At 74.2% G+C, this 18,444-nt stretch carries 10 protein-coding genes; all 10 read right to left on the bottom strand.

What is annotated here, in order from left to right; all coding sequences use genetic code 11:
• Positions 1 to 94: 94 nt before the first annotated feature.
• On the bottom strand, positions 95 to 850 hold the full coding sequence (locus tag BR98_RS14090) for a VOC family protein (protein ID WP_035844855.1): 756 nt from the start codon (positions 848 to 850) through the stop codon (positions 95 to 97).
• Positions 851 to 975: 125 nt separating this feature from the next.
• The gene (locus BR98_RS14085; protein ID WP_035844853.1) at positions 976 to 2,808 is read right to left on the bottom strand and encodes a hypothetical protein; all 1,833 of its coding nucleotides are present in this window, start codon (positions 2,806 to 2,808) and stop codon (positions 976 to 978) included.
• A complete protein-coding gene (locus tag BR98_RS14080; RefSeq protein WP_157537757.1) occupies positions 2,805 to 4,766 on the bottom strand; it encodes a protein kinase family protein in 1,962 nt (653 codons plus the stop codon). Before BR98_RS14080 ends, BR98_RS14085 begins: the two co-directional genes overlap by 4 nt.
• A complete protein-coding gene (locus BR98_RS14075; protein ID WP_051969754.1) occupies positions 4,763 to 7,258 on the bottom strand; it encodes a hypothetical protein in 2,496 nt (831 codons plus the stop codon). Before BR98_RS14075 ends, BR98_RS14080 begins: the two co-directional genes overlap by 4 nt.
• Positions 7,255 to 10,728 carry a tubulin-like doman-containing protein gene (locus tag BR98_RS14070; RefSeq protein ID WP_035844851.1) on the bottom strand — a complete coding sequence of 1,158 codons (3,474 nt, stop codon included), beginning with the start codon at positions 10,726 to 10,728 and terminating at the stop codon, positions 7,255 to 7,257. Before BR98_RS14070 ends, BR98_RS14075 begins: the two co-directional genes overlap by 4 nt.
• Positions 10,729 to 10,742: 14 nt before the next feature.
• A complete protein-coding gene (locus BR98_RS14065) occupies positions 10,743 to 12,953 on the bottom strand; it encodes a vWA domain-containing protein (protein WP_157537755.1) in 2,211 nt (736 codons plus the stop codon).
• A gap of 489 nt (positions 12,954 to 13,442) precedes the next feature.
• Positions 13,443 to 13,997 (bottom strand): Pycsar system effector family protein, encoded by a 555-nt coding sequence (locus BR98_RS14060; protein WP_324606670.1) that lies wholly within the window; start codon positions 13,995 to 13,997, stop codon positions 13,443 to 13,445.
• Positions 13,994 to 15,166 carry a hypothetical protein gene (locus BR98_RS14055; protein ID WP_051969753.1) on the bottom strand — a complete coding sequence of 391 codons (1,173 nt, stop codon included), beginning with the start codon at positions 15,164 to 15,166 and terminating at the stop codon, positions 13,994 to 13,996. The genes BR98_RS14060 and BR98_RS14055 overlap by 4 nt, the downstream gene beginning before the upstream one ends.
• Complete coding sequence (locus BR98_RS14050; RefSeq protein WP_051969752.1) at positions 15,153 to 17,585, bottom strand: hypothetical protein; 2,433 nt, start codon at positions 17,583 to 17,585, stop codon at positions 15,153 to 15,155. Before BR98_RS14050 ends, BR98_RS14055 begins: the two co-directional genes overlap by 14 nt.
• Positions 17,578 to 18,315 carry a nucleotidyl cyclase domain-containing protein gene (locus BR98_RS14045; RefSeq protein ID WP_035852096.1) on the bottom strand — a complete coding sequence of 246 codons (738 nt, stop codon included), beginning with the start codon at positions 18,313 to 18,315 and terminating at the stop codon, positions 17,578 to 17,580. The genes BR98_RS14050 and BR98_RS14045 overlap by 8 nt, the downstream gene beginning before the upstream one ends.
• Positions 18,316 to 18,444 lie beyond the last annotated feature (129 nt).

The following is an 18,444-nucleotide window of genomic DNA, read 5'->3' as shown; positions in this document are numbered from 1 at the left end:
GCCCTCGGAAACCCGGCTTCCGCTCGGTCGCGGTGAAGGCGACGGCTGCGGCGGATCCGTCGTCGCGCCCGGACGGGGCACGGCGTCGGTCAGGTCAGGTCGTGGAGATGATGCAGAAGAACGCACCGGCGTCGTCCCGGACGACCGCCATCCGCCCGTAGGGGGAGTCGGTGGGCGGCACCAGCACCTCGCCGCCCAGCTCGACCACCCGGGCGGCGGCCATGTCGGTGTCGGTGACCGCGAAGTAGGCGCTCCAGAACGAGTCCGAGCCCTGCGGGACCATCGACGGCAACTCGCCGATCCCGCCGGCCGGGCTGCCGTGGACCTTGATGACGGTGTAGTTCATGCCCGGGATCTCGTCGTACTGGTAGCCGAAGACCTGGTGGTAGAAGTTGCGGGCGGTACGCGGGTCGTTGGAGAGGTTCTCGTTCCAGGTGAACGAACCGGGCTCGTTGGCTACCCCCGAACCGCCGTGCTCCAGACCCTGCCAGAGCCCGAAGACGGCCCCCGCCGGATCCTTGGCCACCGCCATCCGGCCGTAGCTCAGCACGTCCAGCGGCTCCACCAGCAGCTGCCCGCCCGCGTCCCGGATCCGCGCGGCGGTGGCGTCCACATCGTCCGAGGCCAGGTAGGTGCCCCACTGGACCGGGGAGCCCGGCGGCTGCGGGGTGATCCCGGCCACCCGGGTGCCGCGCAGCGTGGCCAGCCGGTAGTGGCCGCCCTCCTCGCCGGTGTCGGTGAACTCCCAGCCGAACAAGGCGTGGTAGAACGCCATCGCGCGCTCCACGTCGCCGGTGCTCAGGTCGACCCAGCAGGGGACGCCCTCCCGGTAGCTGGCGATCTTGGGCATGGCTGCTCCCTGCACTGGTGGTGGCACGTCCCCGCCAGGCTCGGCGGGGCGGGCGGGTGCCGCAACCGGGTGCTGGGCCGCTCGGAGTACCGCCGGCGGAGCGCGGGGGCCGCAGGGGCAGCGGGTCAGAGGGCCAGGAGGAGCAGAACCAGGAGGACGAAGAGGGTGAGCCCGGTGACTATCACGACGGCCGGGGTGTGGTTCCTGGGTGGCAGCTGTGGGTGGGGCTGCGGCTGCGGCGGGGGTTGGGCGGGCGGGCGCTGCTCCTGGCCGGCCGGCGATCGCGGGGTGTGGGTGGGCGGGGCCGGGTAGCTGACGGTCGGTTCGAGGGCGGGTGCGGGTGAGGGCGTGGCCTCGGGGGCGGGGACTGCAGGCCGCTGGGGCTCGGGCCAGTTGGGATCGGGTCGGTGCGGCTCCGGTCGGTGGGGCTCGGGCCGGGCCGGGGTGGCCGGCCGGGCCAGGTCCTGGAAGAGCTGCTGCCAGAGGTCCGGCGGCAGATCGGGTGCGGGGACGCCGTCCGGCGTGGCCAGCACCGCCAGGCGCAGCAGCTTGCGGTCCAGCGGAGTGCTGCTCAGCGCCAGCAGCCGCAGCAGCCCGCCGAGCGCCTCCCGGTGCACCGGATTGCGGACCTCGGGGGCCACCGCCCACTGGAAGAGCTGGGCAGCGCGCTCCACCAGCCGTTCGTCCAGCTCCTGGTCCGGCACCGACTGGTCCGGCACCGACTGGTCCGGCGCTGCATGGTCCGGGAGCGCGTGGTCCGGGACTGCATGGTCGGGCGCCGAGGAGTACAGGTAGAGCTTCTGCGCCAACACCTGCGCGCAGACCTCGCTGCGCAGCTCGGGGCTGAGCTCGGCGCGGGTGTGGAACCGCCGCAGCGGCAGCCGGGCGGCCTCCCAGTTGTCCCCGGAATCCCGTAACTGGTTCAGGAGCTGACGGTCGGTCAGCTCTTCGGATCGGGTGGGCACGGCCCAGCTCGGCGGCCACTGCGGCGGCGGGTAGCCCTGGTACACCGAGTCGGGCTCCGGTTCCTGCGGGCGGCGGCGCGGCGCGTCCAGGAGTCGGGAGAGCTGCTCCAACCGCTCGAACCGCGGGAGCCCGGCCCCGTCCCGGAAGTCGCCGAGCAGCTCCGGCAGTCCGGCCGAGTGGTGCGGGTCGGCCAGGTAGCGCTGCACCAGCTGGTCGGCCAGTTCCTGGGCGCGGTCGCGCACCGGACGGGCCGGGTCCACCCGGGAGAGCTGCTCGTCCGGGCTGGACGGCCGCAACCACTCGGCCACCGCGGTGAGCAGCAGCGGGTGGGTGTCCACCGTGTCGTAGGTGGCGAAGGTCCAGTGCCGGCGCAGCCAGCGGGCGCCGAAGATCCCGTGCAGGCCGAAGAGCAGCAGCGCGGCGGGGTGCGCCTCCGGCCCGGCCGGCAGCGCGCCGCTCAGCAGCGAGAGCCGCTGCTGCGGTGCTCGGAGCAGTTCCGCCGTGGCGGCGGCCAGCGCCTGCGCCACGGCGGGGACGGCGGCCGCGGTGGCGGCGAAGGTCGGGCTGCCGCTGCCGGCCACTTCACCCAGCTCACCCCGGTCCACCCGGTGCAGCGGGCCGCTCTGCTCCTCGGCGAACGCCTTGGTGGACCACGACCAGTCGCGCAGCAGCAGGCAGCGCTGCACCGGCAGCGACCTGAGCGAGCCGACCAGGACGTGGCTGGCCGTGTTGGGTCGCCCGTTGTGGTCCACGGTGGGCCAGCGCTGCACCAGCGCGACCTCGCCCTGGCTGGTGATGGTGCGCACCAGGCTGGGCCGTGGTTCGCCGCCCTCCACCCGCAGCAGCGGTGCCAGCTCCTGCAGCAGCCAGTCCGACCACTCGGCCGGGGCGGAGGAGGCGGCCACGGTCAGCCCCTTGCCCTCGCCGCGCCGACCGCCCTGCCAGCGGACCACCAGCTGGTCGACCGCGTCGGTCCCGTCGGTGCCGGTCACCTGCCCACCTCCGCGGCCGAGGCGCCGCCGGCCGGCTGGATCATGCCGTGCATGGCCAGCACCGAGATCAGCGGCTCCAGCACCCGCTGGGCCCGCACCTGGCGCGGGTAGCGGCCGTCCTGCTGGCGGCCGCCGGTGGCCGAGGCGATGTGCAGGGTGCACCTGAGCAGCGTGTCGAAGGGGCGCAGCCAGGCCTTCCCGGCGTGGCGGTGCAGCAGGGCGTACACGTCGCGGCTCTCCTCGCGCAGGCGGTCCAGGTCCAGTGGGGCCTGTGGGGGTGCGTCCAACCAGCGGTCCACCGGCGGCTCCAGGCGCAGCAGGTCGGCCTTGGCCAGCACCACGGCCGCCGGCACGTCCAGGTAACTTCCCGGTCTGGGAAGGCGGTTGAGGACGGTGGCGAAGGTCACGTCGCCGGCCCGCTGGACCTCGATCCGGGTCTCCTCGCGGATCTCGTCCAGTTGGGCGAAGGGCAGCGCGAGGGCCGGGTCGACCACGAAGAGCAGCGCGTCCACGCCGAGCAGGAAGCTCAACAGGCCGTCGGTGCGGGTCAGGTCCTCGCCGCCGAGGTCGAAGAAGGCCACCGGCCTGGTCCGCCCGCGGGCGTCGGTGAGCAGCAGCGCCTCGACGAACTCGGCGTGGCTGCCCGCGTATCCGGTGTGGCCGAGCACCGCCCCGCCGCGCAGCGGCGCCACCCGCTGACGGGCGAAGCGCGCGGTCTGCTCGCGGTTCACCGGCTGCCAGCGGACGCCGTACGGCTCCAGGCGGTTGTCGGTGATCTCGGCGATCATCTGGGTCAGCAGATGGCTCTTGCCGGAGCTGGTCTCGCCGACCATGGCGACGGTCAGCGGCCGGCCGTTGGTCAGGTAGGGCACCGGGATGTGGTGCTCGGGGAAGCCGGGATCGCCATGGCAGCGCTGGAAGGCGGTGTTGAGCTGATCGGGGCGGCGCAGCTCGTTGGTCAGCGCCGACAGGTCCAGCGGCACCAGGTTCTGCCGCTCGTCGGTGCTGAAGAGCGCGTCGGGGTCGAACCAGATCGGCTCCAGGCAGTACGGGCAGCGCACCGAGCCCTGTTCGGGAGCGGCGGGCGGGGTGCTCGGCGCAGCCCGCTTCAGCGCCAGCACGCGGTCGAACTCGGCGCGGTCCGGGGCCAGTTCCTCACTGCTGCGGCCGGCCGTCGGCGCCACCGGGTCGAGTCGGCGGAGGAGCTCGGCCGGGGACGGGCGCTCGGCCGCCCGGGCCGCGAAGGCCGGGCCGAGGGTCTGCTGCAGCGAGCGGTACTCGGCCAGGTCGGCCGGCGGGCGGTCCGGATCGCCGTGCCGGTTGGTCAGCAGGTGGTACATCACCTGGGCACAGCTCCACAGCGCGTCGCGCGGATCGGCGGTGCCCTCGCCGCGGCGCAACTCCGGCGAGACGTAAGGCGGTTTGCCGTCCGAGCGGCGCGGCCGTCCCAGGTGCGTGACGGTGTCCAGGCCCCAGAGCTGCACGGTCCGCCCGTCCCAGCGGACGGTGCCGGGATTGATCCCCTGGTGCACCAGGTCGAGGGTCTCCAGCAGCTGCACCGAGCGGACCAGGTCCCGCCCGACAATCCGCAGTTCGGTGCTGGACCAGCCGCTGCGCCCGGCCACCTGCTTGCCGCGCGGTGGCTGGTAGAGGGCGAAGGGCTCGGCCGCGTCGAGGTCGTAGCCGATCAGGTCGGGGAAGAGTGCGGCGGCCTCCGAGCCCGCGAAGGCGTGGTGCACCCGCAGCGCGGCGGCCACCTGGGCCGCCAGCAGGTCCAGTGCCGCCGGACGGTCGGTGACCGCCCGGACCTGCAGGCACCACCCGGCCTGGTCCAGCAGCACCGCCCGCCGACTGGTCAACTGGCTCGGCTCGGAAACTGGTTGTGGCCGAAGCCCGGCCTTCACCCGCTGTCGTCGGCCGTCCGGGGTGCGGAAGGCCAACTCCACGGTGGCGGTCACCACGTCTCGTACCCCTCTTCCGGGTCGTCGCCACGCTCGTGCTGACGGACCGTCTCCACCGCGTTGCTGTGCAGCGGGGCCAGACTGAGCAGGCCGGCGTAGCGGCCTGAGGTGGTCCACACCTCGAACCCGTCCACCATGCCGTCGGTCCCGGCGGCCTGGCGGATCGCGCTGCGCAGCGCCGCCGGAGCGAAGTGGATCCAGCGGATCGCGGTCCGATCGCCCCGGAGCAGCTTCTGCTGTTCGTCCGAGGTGAGCGGCACGACGTCCTGCCGGTCGGCGAACGGGCCAACCGCGTCGGCCACCTGGCGGGTGTCGATGCCCAGCAGGCCGGTCGGGCCACTGCGCCTGCGGTGCGCCTGGGCGAACGGCGGGGCCGGCAGCACGCCGTTGCGCCGCAGGTGTTCCCGGGCCAGTGCGAGCAGTTCGCGGACCCGGGCGTCAGTCTGCCGCTCGGCCGCCGACCCGGTCTGACCGCTTGCCATGGCGCGCCAGTACGGCTCCAACGCGGCGATCGCGGCGTCGGCCAGGTCGCCGGCCAGGGTCGCCACCAGGTCCGGGCCGCCCTCGCTGCCGTCCCGGACCAGCCACTGCGGGTCGGCCGGCGCGGGCTGCTGCTGCGGCCGCCCCGATGCGGCCGGAACCGCCCGGTGCGGTGCGGACTCCGGCTCGACCGGCTCCGGCGACCACTCCTCCTCGTCGGCCCAGCCCCAGTCCTCGTCCGGCGGCTGGGTTTGATCGCCGGCGGCCTTGTCACCGGCCGCGTCGGCGGCCGGCGGCTCGCCGCCGTGCGCCGCCTCCTGTTCGGCGGCTTCGGCGGCCTTCCGCAGCACGCCGACCACGCGATGGGCGGCATCCGAGCAGTACTGTCGCTTGTCGACCCCCGAGTAGTCCGCCGCCACCTCGCGGAGCAGTTCGTCCAGGCCGGCCATCTCGGCGCGCAGCGCCATGAACCGCTCCTGCTCCCAGTCGGCCACCGCATGCTGCCAGAGCCACAGCAGCAGCCCGGTCGCCAGTCCGGCCCCGACCATCAGCCCGAGCACACCCAGGAGCGGCGGTGGCGCCGCGGTCAGGCCGACCGCCGCGCCGACCAGTGCGCCGAGCAGCCCGGCGAGGCCGAGCCGCAGCGCGCCGCGGCGGCTCGCGGCCTTGGCCCGCAGCCGGGCCGCGGTCAGCTGGGCGCCGCCCGCCAGCAGCAGCGGGACCAGCAGGCCGACCAGCAGCACGGGCCAGCTCCACAGGCCGCCGAGCAGGCCGGCGAGGCCTGCCAGTGTTGTGGTTCCGGGGCTGGGCTCGGCGAACGGCGGGTGGCGGCGGGCCAGCGACCGGGCCGGCCGGAGTCCGGCAAAAGTCGGCAACAGCCGGCCCGACGGCAGCGGCGTCACCTGCTCGGCGAGCCGGGCGAAGTGATCGGCCGCCTCGCGCAGCGCCATGCCCTCGCCCAGCAGGCTCACCGCGTAGCCGCGCAGGGCCTCGCCGATCCGCTCCTTGGTCGCCGTCATCGGCTCCACCCGCAGGCCCAGTTGGGCCAGCCGGCTGAGCTGCGCGGCGCCGGAGCGGGCCGCGTCCGGCCCGGCATCCACCCGCAGCGCCTGCTCCGCGTATTCGTGCAACTGGTCGAGTGCGTTCTCGGCCCTCGCCATGGCGGCCTCGTACTCGGCCCGCGCCGAGCCGCCGAGCAGGCCCAGCGCCCGGCTGAACCGGTCGAGTTCGAGCTCCGCGTCGGCGAGCGCCTCCGCACCGGCATGGAAGGCCCGGGAGAGCGGACCGGTCGGCTCGAGGTGGCCGGTGCCGCTGCGCCGGTTCGCACCGCCCGAGCGCAACTCGCCGAGCAGCGGCGGCTCCCCCGTCCGGGCGGCCGGACCGGACAGGCCGGCCTGGTGACTGCCGGCGAAGCGCAGCAGTGCCTCGCTCCAGGCCTGGGCGAGCGCCTGCGGGGCGAGATCCTGCTCCAGCACCCGCAGCGCCGGGACGGCCACCCCCTTGACCTGCCCGTCCAGCAGCTCCAGGGTCTGGTCGAACAGTTCGGGGGCCCGCAGCAGGTCCACCAGGACGGCCAGCGCGTGCGGGTCGTCGGGCGCCGACCGCTGTCCGGGCGGCGCCGCGCACAGGTCGCCGACCCAGAGCAGTCCGGCGTGCGGGGGGCGCAGGCTGTCCGGGCGGACCAGCCGGCGTTCGGACGCGTAGAGCTCGCTGGAGCCGGGGCCGACGGCGGGCAGGCCGCCGACCAGCAGGCAGAGCATCCGGACCGGGCCGCCGGTGCGGAAGCCGAGCAACTGCTCGTAGCGCTCCTGACGCCGGGTCAGGCCGGCGGGGGTGTCGACCACCAGGAAACGGTGCTCGGCACCGTCCGGAATGGCGCGCAGGGCCAGCCGGTGCAGCTGCTCGCCGACCGCCTGGCGCAGGCCGGCGGAGTCGGCCGGGTGCCAGCTGTCGTCGGTGCGCAGGTCGAAGTGGAGGACGGGGGAAGCGGACTGCTGACTGGTCGTCACTGGGGGTCACCGTCCCAGTCGTCGTGGTCGTTGCTGTCGTTGCGGTCGCGGTCACGGTCGTCGTGGTGGTCGCGGTCCCGACGGTCGTGCTCGTCCCGTATGCCGCGGTCGGGCTCGGGGTCGTCGTCCAACCAGTCCGGGTAGCTGCGCTCGGCGACCGGGTTGCGGGATTCCCGGGGCTGCCGGGGCTCCTTGCGCAGCGGCTCGTCCCACTCGTCGGGCTCGCTGCGCGACTCGCCCAGCCGGCTGGTGCCCCAGTCGTCCTCGCGCGCGGCGGCGGGCCGGGCGGCCGGCGGCTCCGCCGGCTCCTCGGCGCCGCGCGGCAGCAGCTCGCCGGTGCTGATCGCTGCCAGCAGGGTGCGCAACGTGGGTTGGGCGGCCCGCCGGTCGGCGAACGGGATGTCGAGCGCGGCCGGCAGCGTCTCCGCCCAGAACTGCCAGAGCGGCCGCACCCACCCCTCGATCCGGTCGCCGTCGCGCCGCCGCCGCTCCTGCAGCATCCGCAGCTGCTCGGGCGCGACCTCCTCCACCAGCTTGACGAAGAGCGGGTGCGGCCTGCTGCCCGAGCGGGCCAGGCCCACCGGCTGGGTGCTCATCAACCGGCGGCAGTAGTCCTCCACCGTCTGCTCGTCGTCCAGCACCGTCCACCGCTCGTAGACCCGCAGCAGCTCGGCCCAGGTGGAGATGCCGTCCGGGTAGTCGCCGAGCCGCAGCCGCACCCCCGGCACGTCCGGGCCCTGCTCGGCGAAGAGCCGGATCCGGATCCGCTCCGGCGACTGGTCGCTGCCCTCCAGCACGTCCAACTGCCCGTTCCACAGCGCGCAGAGCAGCCGGTGCAGGATCACCCGCCGGTCCGCCTCGGTGCTGACCAGCCAGTCGTCCCGGTAGCCGAGCCGCTGGCGCCAGCGCAGCACGTCCTCGGTCTGCTCCGCCTCCTTGGCCTTGGCCCACTGGCGCAGCACCCGGCGGGCCTCCGGCACCTGGGTCAGGCTCATCTCGCTGCGGAACAGCACCACGGTGATCGACTCGGTCTCCACCCCGCGGAACTCCACGGTCAGCTGCGAGTCGTTGGGCAGCCGCAGCTCCTTGCGCAGGAAGGACTCGACCTCCTCGGTGTTCTGCACCCGCGGATAGACGATCAGCGCCTTCAACGGCCCGGTGCCCTCGGGAGTGAAGCCGGCCGGCAGCAGGCCGGCCAGCTTGCGGGCGAACAGCTCACGGGCCTCCTTGGAGACCTGCTCCTCGGCCTCGGCGTTGCCCGCCGCAGCCGACAGCAGCACCCCCATCGAGGGAAGCAGCGGGCGCTCCTCCAACTGCCCGCCGCTCTCCGCGAAGAGCCGCTTGACGCCGCTCTCCAGCACCGCCCGCACCTCGCCGACCGCGCCGTCCGGATTGCGCCGGCTGAGGGTGTTGGCCTTCTGCCAGGACGCGCCGTCCACCATCCGCAGCACCAGCTCGGCCTCGTTGTCGGTCTCCCGCAGCCCCTCCCGGGAGATCAGACGGGTGGTCAGATCCTCGTAGAAGTGCCGCAGATCGCGCTGCGGCGGAAGCAGGTAGGAGACCCCGGTACGGTCCGAGTAGAGCTCCCGCGACTGGTCGCCGAAGGCCTTGCGCTCCTGATCGGCATGCCGGCGGAAGGCCGAGACCAGCCGGGTCACCTCCGCGCTGGCGGCCTTGGCGGTCGGCTCCCAGCGCTGCTGCTGGTCCTTCCAGGCCTCGTGCCAGATCACCCGGCTGCGCCACTTGTACCAGGCGTCCTGGGCCCGCACCACCGCCTGCACCTCGTCGTCGCCCCAGCGGGCCTTGGCCAGTCCGGCCAGCCGGCGGCGGACCCGCGGCGCGGACGGCGGCTGCTCGCGGGTGCCGGTCGGCAGCGCCGGGATCCGGGCCCGGTTGTCCAGCAGGCCGAGGAAGCCGAGCCGGCCGAGCGGGCCGCCGTCCTCCAGGTTGCCGTGCACCACCCGTTCGAGCAGGAACGGGTCGCCGTTCTGCAGCAGCCGCTCGATCGCCCGGCGCGGGTTGAACGAGCCGGCCAGCTCGGCGGCCCGCAGCGCGGTCCGGTAGCGCAGGTCGGACAGTTGGGTCTGCATGTCGCCGAGCCGGGCCGCCAGCGCCGCCTCGATCGCCGTGCTGCCGCGCGGCAGCGGGTCCGGGTCGCCGATCGGCAGCGGCATCCGCTCCAGCAGCTCCTCCAGCCCGGAGTCCACGAACATCGCCTTGACCAGCTCGTCCAGCGGCTGCGCGGAGTGCCGCGTGCGGTTGCCGAGCTGGTCCACCGAGGCGCGCAGGATCCGCCCCGAGACCAGCGAGGCCAACTCGTCCATCGGCGCGGTCATCGAGGCGACCAGACTGGTCGACACGCCCTGGCGGCCGATCCCGGAAGCCGCCGCCGCTGCCCGCTGCACACCGCGGTTGATGAAGCTGGCGGCGAAGGTCTGGTAGTCGTCGTCGGCCCGGCCGCGGGCGCCCTGGCGGCCGTCGCCGAGCTCGGTGCCGATCAGCGACATCACCAGCGAGACCATCGAACGGCGCAGGTCGTCCTGCCGGATGCCGGCGGTGCGGCTGAACAGGAAGGCGGTCGGCAGGATGCCGGTGCGCAGCCGGACCGGCGAGACCCGGGGGTAGCGGATCCGCAGCGCCGGGTCCTCGTCCAGGTCGCCGAGCTCGGCGCCGGCGGTCGGCGCGTTCTGCTCGTCCACCAGTCGGAACAGGTCCACCAGGGCCCGCGCCGAGTTGAGTTCGGCCTCCCGGCCGCCACCGCCGGAGGCCGGGAAGGCCGAGGGCATCACCACCAGCGGGTAGATCTTGACGCCGTCCAGCCGCTTCTCCCGGAACGCGTGGTTGATCAGGTAGAGGTAGTCCAGGAAGATCCCGGCGCCGGTGCCGCCGGCCACCGAGAAGGCCACGAAGACGTCGCAGCCGGAGAGCGGGCCGCCGCCCAACTGGCTGAGCACACCGGCCGAGCGGGCGATCGCGTCGATCGCCTGCATCAGCGGTTCGAGCACCGGGTCCAGGCCGTTGCGCAGGGTCCCGAAGAGCCCGGCGCGCCCGACCGTGGGGAGCTGGCCGGCGCCGTGCCGCAGCGGGGTGACCCGCGGTTCGCCGTCGCGCGGCGGTAGCCACGAGCTGACCTCCTCGCGCAGCCGGGCCCGCAGCATCTGGGTGACCTCGGGCGAGCTGTCGAAGTTCGGCAGCAGGTCGTGGGTGGCGCGCGAGGTGCGGCTGTAGGCCGCGCGCAGCGCCGGGTCGACGTTGAACTGCGGCAGCCGGGCCAGGTCCGACTCGCTGAAGTCCGCGTAGACGAACTGCAGGCAGTCCGGCAGCTGGTAGGGCAGCAGCCCGCCGAGCTGGCCCAGCGCGGTGCCGTCCGGACCGCACAGTTCGGCCCGCAGCCGGCGTTCGAGCTCGGCACCGACCAGGCCGCCGGTGCCGCCCAGGCCGACGAAGAGCATGGGCTGGAAGATCTTCATGGTTCAGCCTCCAACTAGACGTAGTCGATGTCGCCGGTGCTGCCGCCGTCGGGGGCCGGATGCGGGGGCGGGACGATGGGACGGGTACGGGGGCCCAGGCGCGGCTGCGGGCGGACCGGCTCGGCGCCCAGCGCCAGGCTCAGCCCGTTGGACAGATCGACCGGACTGCCGTGCAGCAGCCGCGACCGCGCCTGGTCGCGGCCCTCCAGCACCGCCCCGCCGTCGGGGTGGCGCCGCACCCGGTAGCTGCCGTGCGAGCGGCGGACGATCCGCGGGTGCGGGCTGTGCGGCTCGACGATGTCGAACTCGAACCAGCCGTGCTGGCCGGACTTGGCGGTCTGCCGGGTGAGTTCACGGCCCTCCTCGCCGAGCAGGCGCAGCGGCAGGCCCGCGGCGTCCCGGCGGAACTTGCCGAGCCGGCTCATCGAGACCAGCAGCAGCGCCAGCAGCACCAGCACCGCGCCGCCGACCACCAGGTACCACTGGTACTGGGCCAGCCAACCGGGGCGTGGCGTGACGGAGAGCGAGATCGGCTGGTCGACCAGCACCCGGTCGCCGTCGGTGCGGTCGACGATCACCACCTTTCCACCCAACTCGGCTTGGCCGTGGTCGAGGTGACGGCCGAAGGCGGCACGCCCGGCGACCTTGAAGTCGACCGGCACCGCCGGGAGGTCCCCCGGTTGCAGGACCAGCTGGGCGGGGGAGGGGGTCAGCAGGCCGTCGGCGGCGTCGCGGACCTGCACGCTGAGCGTGTGCGCCACCTTGTCGCCGTTGTGCAGCGAGAGCATGCCGGTGAGCCGGTCGGAGGTGCGCACCGAGCCGCTCGGCGCCGCCAGGGCGGCCCGGACCAGGACCACCGGCGGGGCCACCAGGCCGCCTTCGCCACGGTTGTCCGCCGTCAGGCCGGAGGCGGTCAGCGTCCCGGCCACCTGGAAACGGCCGGTGGCGCCGGTCGGTACGGTCACCGTGCCGGTGAAGACACCGTCCTTGGCGCGGTCGTCCGGTGCGGCGCCGTTGTCGGCCAGCACGACCGGCACGGGGGCGAAGCCGTCACCGGTCAACTGGGCGCTGACACCCAGCTCCTGGAGATCCTGCAGATCGGTGATCGCGAAGTCCTGACGGGTCTGCAGCCGCAGTGTCACCTTCATCTGCTGCCCCGGCGCCGGCGAGGGCGGCTCGAGCGTGATCGAGCTGCGCAGCTCGCCGTGCCAGAGCACGCTGACGGTGGCCAGCTTGTCGCGGTGGTCGCTCGGGGCATCCAGGTGCACCCGCCACAGGCCCGGTACCGGGTCGGTGATCCGCAGCGACTCCACCGTCTGCCCCCGGCCCGCGAGTTCGAAGGAGGAGCCGTTCGAGGCGCCGGTGCCGGAGACCTGACGGCCGTTCGGATCGAAGTAGCTGGCCGTCACCTGCGGATCGCCCTTGTCCACCACGATGCTGCCCACGGTGGCGAGCGGGGAGATCCGCACCTGCAGGTCCACCGGCGGGTGGCCGCTGGTGCCGGTGGTGGCGCGCAGGCAGTGGGCGGCGGCGAAGGCGGTCTGCAGGGCAGCGCCGACCGCGTCCGAACTCGGTACGGCGGTGGCCCGCGGCTTGGCGTCCGGCAGGTCCACGCAGCCGCTCTGGTAGCCGGAGGCGGCCATCAGGTCCAGCTCGCCCTTGTCGATGTCGGTGCCGAAACCCATCGGCCAGACCTGGACCTTGGCGGCCGCGGCGGCGGCCAGCTCTCGGACCAGCGCGTCCTGTGCGGCCTGCGTGCGGTGCGCCGGCTCGCCGTACGGCGAGTCCTCGCTGGTGCCGACGTCCAACTTGCCGTCGGTCAGCAGGAAGAGCACCCGTGGGGTGTTCGGATCGGTGCCGGAGCCGAGCAGGTGAACCGCCTGCGAGATCGCGGTCGGGAAGTCGGTGTCCCAGCCCTCCTCCTGCTTGCGGCTGCGCAACTGCCCCACGCAGCTGCCGAGTCGGTCCCGGCTGGCGGCGTCCAGGGTGGTCGGCGGGCAGACCTCGTCCACCGCGTTCTGCGAGCGGTTGTTGGCGCTGGCGAAGCCGAGCACGGTCACGGTGGAGGCGGGGGAGACGTCGCCCAGCGCGATCCGCAGCGCGGCCTCCTGCTCCCGCGCCATGTCGTCACCCTTGAGGCTGCCCGACTCGTCCACCACGACGGCGTAGTTGACCGGCCCGATGGCGGCCGGCGCGGCGCTCGCGGCCGGATCGTCCGCCGGCATGGCGGCGGCCCGGCCCGGCAGCGGCCCCAGCGCCAGCAGGACCGCCGCGCAGACGGCCGCGGCCCGCCGCAGACCGGGCCGGACGGGCTCGGGGGGCGTCTGACAATTCCCGCCGGGCGCGCGACGCCGGCTTGGCGCGCCGGCGGCTGCCGTCGCGGCCCGGCTTGGTGCGCCAGCGGCTGACGTCGCCGGGCTTGGTGCGCCAGCGGCTGACGTCGCCGGGCTTGGCGCGCCGGCGGCTGCCGTCGCGGCCCGGCTGGACGCACCGGCGAAGCGCCCGAGTACGGCCCAGTACCAGGACGCTCCGTCGGCACGCCCAGCCGGGCGCCCAACGGTGCGAGCCCTGCGGCGCCGGCCGCTGGTGTCGCAGTCGGCAGGATCGGCCGGACAGGATCTTGTGCGTCCGGGCTCCGGCACGGGCGGGAGCTCCAGGTATCCCACGTCGACTCCTAGGAAGTGGTCGAGCATCTCTCGGATGAACTGCGCGGCTCAGATGAGCAGCAGGCCCGCCGCAGCGAGCGCCGCGCCCGGGGCCAGGCAGGCCACCGACCAGCGGATCCAGCGGTACTTGGCGGCCAGGATGGTGCTGACGTCCACGGCCTGGACCAGCAGCCAGGCCAGCGGGTCGCGGCCGGCCTCGACCACCCTGGCCGTCAGCGACTTCGGGTCGGTGGCGGTGAGCAGGTCGCCGAAGTAGGTCATGTCGCCGCGCCCGCGCACCGTGCCGGTACGCGGCAGGATCGCCCGCACCAGCGCGCCGGTGCCGACCGCCCAGAGCGCGCCGCCGACCGCCAGCAACACGGTCGCGACCGCACCGGGGGAGCCGGTCGGGCGGCCCAGCAGCAGCGCGGGCAGGGCGAGCGCGGTGGAGAGCAGGATGGCGGCCTTGGTGTCGGCCCGGCCGATGTCCTCGCGGACGGTGGCCAGCAGCCGTTCGGCGAGCAGCCGGGCGCTGTCGGTGTCGGTATCGATGTCGGTACCGGTACCGGTACCGGTGGGTGCGTCTTGTTCCGCGTCGGCGGGCGAGGCGGCATCGGGAGTCACAGGTCGTCGTCCCAGTCGTCGAAGGCGTCGCTGCGCCGAGCCGGCGGCTGCCGTTGCCCGGCGGCCCGGGAGGGGCCGGGCGCGTCGCGGGGCGCAGTGGAGTCGTCGGCCAGGTCGGCGATCCCGCCCGCCCCGCCCGCCCCGCCCGGCTCGTCCGGTTCGCCGTCCAGCCAGGACGGCGTGTACGGCGTGTACGGCCGGTCCGGGTGCGGCTTGCCGGTGGGCAGCGCGGCCGGTGCCGAGCCGCTGCCGCGCTGCGGCGGCCGGCCCAGGCTGCCCTCCACCCGGAAGCCGCTGCCCTTGAGCAACTCCCTTACCTGGTCCTCCAGATCGGGCGACTGGATGACCCCGTCCTCGATCAGCCGCAGCGTGTGGTCGAGCAGTCCGCGCCGGTCCTCGCGGGCCTCCTGGCGCAGCAGCTCCATGAACGCGCGGGCCTCTTCGGGCTTGTCGGCGAGCATGAAGGCGATCTGGTTCCACTCGCCGCCCTCGACCATGCTGCGGAAGGCGGCCATTCGCATCTGCAGCAGTTCGACCCTGCGGCGTTCGGCGGCGACCTCGCGGTCGTGGTCGCGGCGGCGCTGCTCGTCCTCCCAGCTGGCGTCGCGGCGGCCGTCGACCTGGGTGCTGGTCTTCTCGTCGGTGGTGAACCGAACGAACAGTCGGGCCCGTAGCCCCAGATGGTGCCCGAGGTCGTCCCACCGCCCGCCGCGGCACTCCGCGTCCACCGCCCGGTTGGCCTCCGGCGCGGCCCTGACCTCGAAGCGCTCGGAGACCTGCCGCAGGCGCTCCAGGATCGGCGCGGAGAGCCGCTGGGCGACATCGGTGACCCGTTCCCGGACCACCAGCAGGTAGTCGGTCACCGACCAGTGCACATCGACCTCGACCTTGAAGAAGGTCGCGACCTCGGCCGCCGGCAACTCCAGTTCCAGATGGGAGACATGAGTCCCCTCGGCGATCTCGCAGATGCTGGTCGGCCGAGCCCCCCAGCGCTTGTCGAAGTGCTCGGTGCCCAGCACGGTGACCACGCTGTAGCCGCCCTTGCTGTAGAAGACCACCGAGGTGATCTGCGCGGCCGGCAGCGGCAGCCCGCCGGTGGGCCGGTACTCGCGCAGGAAGGGTCCGGCGAGTTGCTCCGGCAGGGTGAGGTCGCGGTCAGCCCCGGTCATGTCGCTCTCCTCCGCGCGCCGCCCGTGCGCGCTGTTCGTCCGTTCGGGTGCCGGCCGCGGTGGCCAGATGCCAGAGCTCGCGGGCTCGGGCCTTGGGCAGCGGGTCGGCGGAGTCGTTCATCATGCGGCGCAACAGCCAGTCCAGGCGCTGACGTTCGCGCTCCGAGCCGATCAGCAGCGGGAGCAGCGCGGCCAGACCGTCGCGGACGGCCGGGCGGCTGTCCGGTTCGGCCGCCGCGCGCAGCCACGCCTCCAGTACCTCCATGGCCGCCTCGTGCGAGCGCGGCGTGTTGAGCGCGCTCCAGAACAGGTTGGCGAGCGGGACGGCGCGGTCCGGGCGCGCGGTGGCCAGGGCCAGCGGCAGCGGCAGGTCCTGCAGCTCGGCCAGGTCGGGCGCGGCCTCGTCGTCCCAGACCTCGCTGACCTCGGTGGCGGCTGCCTTGACCGTGCAGAGCAGGCCGAGGTCCTGGTAGGCCGGCCGCCGGTCGCCGATCCAGTCGGCGGTCCGGCGCAGCACGGCGAGATCGTCGGTGCCGGACAGCAGGCGGACCACGTTGACGGTGGCGACGGCCGGCTGCGCGCTGTCCTGCTGGGCGCCGATCCGGCCCAGGGTGTCGAGCGCGGCCGTCACCGAATCGGCGGCGTGGCCGTAGCCGAGGGCGCAGGCGGCGGTCCAGCGCAGCCGCTCGAAGCCGCTCTCGGCCCAGTCCCTGACCAGCGCGTGCACCACCTGGCGGTGGCTGGAGTGGCGGGCGGCCTGGTCGAGCAGCAGGGCGGCGAAGAGCCGTCGGCGCAGCGTGCCCGCGGTGGCCAGTGGACGGACCAACTCCTCGTAGCCGTGCGCGAAGTCGCGGGTGCACAGTTCGCCGGCGGCCAGCGCCGCCCGGATCCAAAGCTGCGGGCGAGGGTCGTCGGCCAGCATCCGCAGCCACCGGGTGATCGGCGCGCGGGCCGGGTGGTGGCGGTCCCAGACCTCGGTCAGCACGGCGGCGGGCAGCGCCGGGCCGCGGTAGCGGACCAGCCTGGCGGGTGTCGCGATGCCGGCCGTCTCCACCTCGCCGTCGGTCAACTCCGCGCGCAGGAACGCGAGGTCGGAGACCGGGTCGTCGCCGAAGAGCGGGCGGGCCGGCGCACTGACCGGGTCGCGGGTGACGGCCAGCTCCCAGGTGAGCAGGTGCGCGGCCTCGGCCACCGTGCTGTGCGCGGCGCCGTTGAGCACGGCCAGCGCGATCCGGGTGGCGGTGGGGTGCAGCACACCGGCGGCGGTGGACGGTTCGGTGATCTCCTGGTCGGCGCCGGCGAACCACTCGCGTGCCTGCTGCAGCGCCAGACTGCGGCAGCCGGTCAGCAGCTCCGGTTGGCCGATCCGGCCGAGCAGTCGCTCGGCCAGCAGGTCGGCCAGCAACTCCGCCTCCACCGGCCGGAGTTCCTCCAGCCCGACCGCCTCGCGCAGCTCCGCCTGCTGGGCCAGCGCCTCGGCCTGATCGGCCAGTTCGGGCCGCTCGGCGAGGAGCACCTCCAGCCGGGCCCGGAGCAGCTGCTCGGTCGGGGCCGGCGGGCAGAGCAGGCCGTAGCGACCGGAGAGCAGCGAACTTGCGGCCGAGACCACCAGTACCGCATAGGACTGGGTCTTCGTCAGGGCGGCTGCGAGTGCGTCGAGCTGCAGCTCCTTGGGGGACTGAGCGGTCAGTTCCAGCAGGTGGCCGCGGTGGGGCCGGTCCTGCTGGGCGGTGATCGTCTCGGTCAGCGTGGGCACGTCGAGGCTCTGGTCGACCCGCAGCACCCGCTCGGAGTCGTCCTCCTGACGGGTTGTCATCTCGTCCAGCAGGGCCAGCGCGGTGCAGGTCCGGCCGGTGCCGGGGGCGCCGCCGAGGACCAGCACCCGGTGCAGCCGCAACGCCTGGCGCAGCCGGACATAGCCCTCGGGCTCGCGGTACACCCGGCGGACCCGGCGCAGCTCCGGCTCGGGGACCGGGCCGCTGGAGAGCGCGGCGGCCGACTGGCGGGCGTCCAGGCTGAGGTGGACGTCGCCGATGTGGGCCGAGTGGAAGACCGAGCGGTCGAAGGCGTGCAGGTCGCGGCCGACACCGAGGGAGGCGCGGGCCGAGCGGTGGGCGCGGGAGGCGGCGGCCAGGTCGGTGGCGCCGTTCTCGTCGGGGTCGTCGAGCAGCGGGTCGCGGCCGAGCTCGCGGAACCGGCCGGCGGCCTTCTCCTGCTCGCTCTCCTTCTCCTTCTCCTTCTCCTCCTTGCTCTCGTCCTTCGCCTCCTTCTCGCTCTCCTGGTGCTCCTCCTGGAGGTCCTTCTTCGGCTCCTTCTCGGCGCCCGGTTCCTTGGGGTCCTTCGACCCCTTCGGTTCCTTGAGGTCCTTGGGGTCCTTCGGGAGGTCGACGACCTTGGGCTGGTCGAGCTGCTCAGGCATCCTGACCCTTCCGACCGATGTGGACGGGCCCGCGGTAGGTGTTGTCGTGGTGCACCGACATGTCGCCGTGCACGGTCATGCCCGGCTGCGCCGTCAGGCCGGGTTGCGCCGCCGCTCGGGCGCCGGGTTGCGCGCCGGGCACGCCCGAGGGCCGCGGTCGCCCGGGCAGCAGGAACCAGGCCGCCGTCTCGGTTTCCTTCACCCGGACCTGGGCCGGCGCGTAGTGCTCGGGCTCGATGAACCGGCCACCCTGGGTGATCACCTCGTGGTACAGCCGGTCGGAGGCGACCACCACCAGGTCGGCCTGCTCCTGGTCGAGCAGCTCCCGGGCCTGCTGGGCGTCGGCGAGCCGGCAGGCGAGGTCCACGGCGGCGCCGCTGATCCCGACGGCGTCGTGCGTCACCGGCCCGATGTGCAGGCCGATCCGCAGGCCCAAGGGCGCCAGCAGCGCGGGGTTCTCCCGTCGGAGGTTCTCGTGCACCTCGGTGAGCCAGACCCCGAGCAGTCGCGCTGGCGGTACCGAGCCGGCGATCGCGGCCAGGACGCCATCACCGCGGTCCTCGCGGTGGACGGAGCTGTCCGGCACCCCGGCGGCGGCGAAGGCCTGGCCGAGGATGCCGTAGAGCTGCTCGCGCATCCGTGTCTTGCCGCGGTCGTCGTAGTCGCTGGACCGCCGGACGTCCACGCTGATCACCAACTCGTAGACCGCGTCGACTGCTTCGTCGTGCATGTTCACCCCCACGGTGTCTGTCGCCCGGCTGACCGGGTGGTCCTCTGCTGGTGGCGCACGGCCAGCATTCGCCGCCGGGCGCCGGGTGTCTGTGACCGTTTACATCCGGCCGCGCAGCGCTGCCTCGGC

It is taken from the genome of Kitasatospora azatica KCTC 9699 (assembly GCF_000744785.1).
Lineage (GTDB): Bacteria > Actinomycetota > Actinomycetes > Streptomycetales > Streptomycetaceae > Kitasatospora > Kitasatospora azatica.
Note: the sequence above shows the minus strand (reverse complement) of the source record. Positions and strands in the feature narration are given on the sequence as shown.

What these genes read in the sequence shown, in the direction of transcription:
- BR98_RS14055 (WP_051969753.1), bottom strand. Translation starts at nt 15,166, where the DNA reads ATGACCGGGGCTGACCGCGACCTCACCCTGCCGGAGCAACTCGCCGGA.
- BR98_RS14045 (WP_035852096.1), bottom strand. Translation starts at nt 18,315, where the DNA reads ATGCACGACGAAGCAGTCGACGCGGTCTACGAGTTGGTGATCAGCGTG.
- BR98_RS14090 (WP_035844855.1), bottom strand. Translation starts at nt 850, where the DNA reads ATGCCCAAGATCGCCAGCTACCGGGAGGGCGTCCCCTGCTGGGTCGAC.
- BR98_RS14070 (WP_035844851.1), bottom strand. Translation starts at nt 10,728, where the DNA reads ATGAAGATCTTCCAGCCCATGCTCTTCGTCGGCCTGGGCGGCACCGGC.
- BR98_RS14065 (WP_157537755.1), bottom strand. Translation starts at nt 12,953, where the DNA reads ATGCCGGCGGACGATCCGGCCGCGAGCGCCGCGCCGGCCGCCATCGGG.
- BR98_RS14050 (WP_051969752.1), bottom strand. Translation starts at nt 17,585, where the DNA reads ATGCCTGAGCAGCTCGACCAGCCCAAGGTCGTCGACCTCCCGAAGGAC.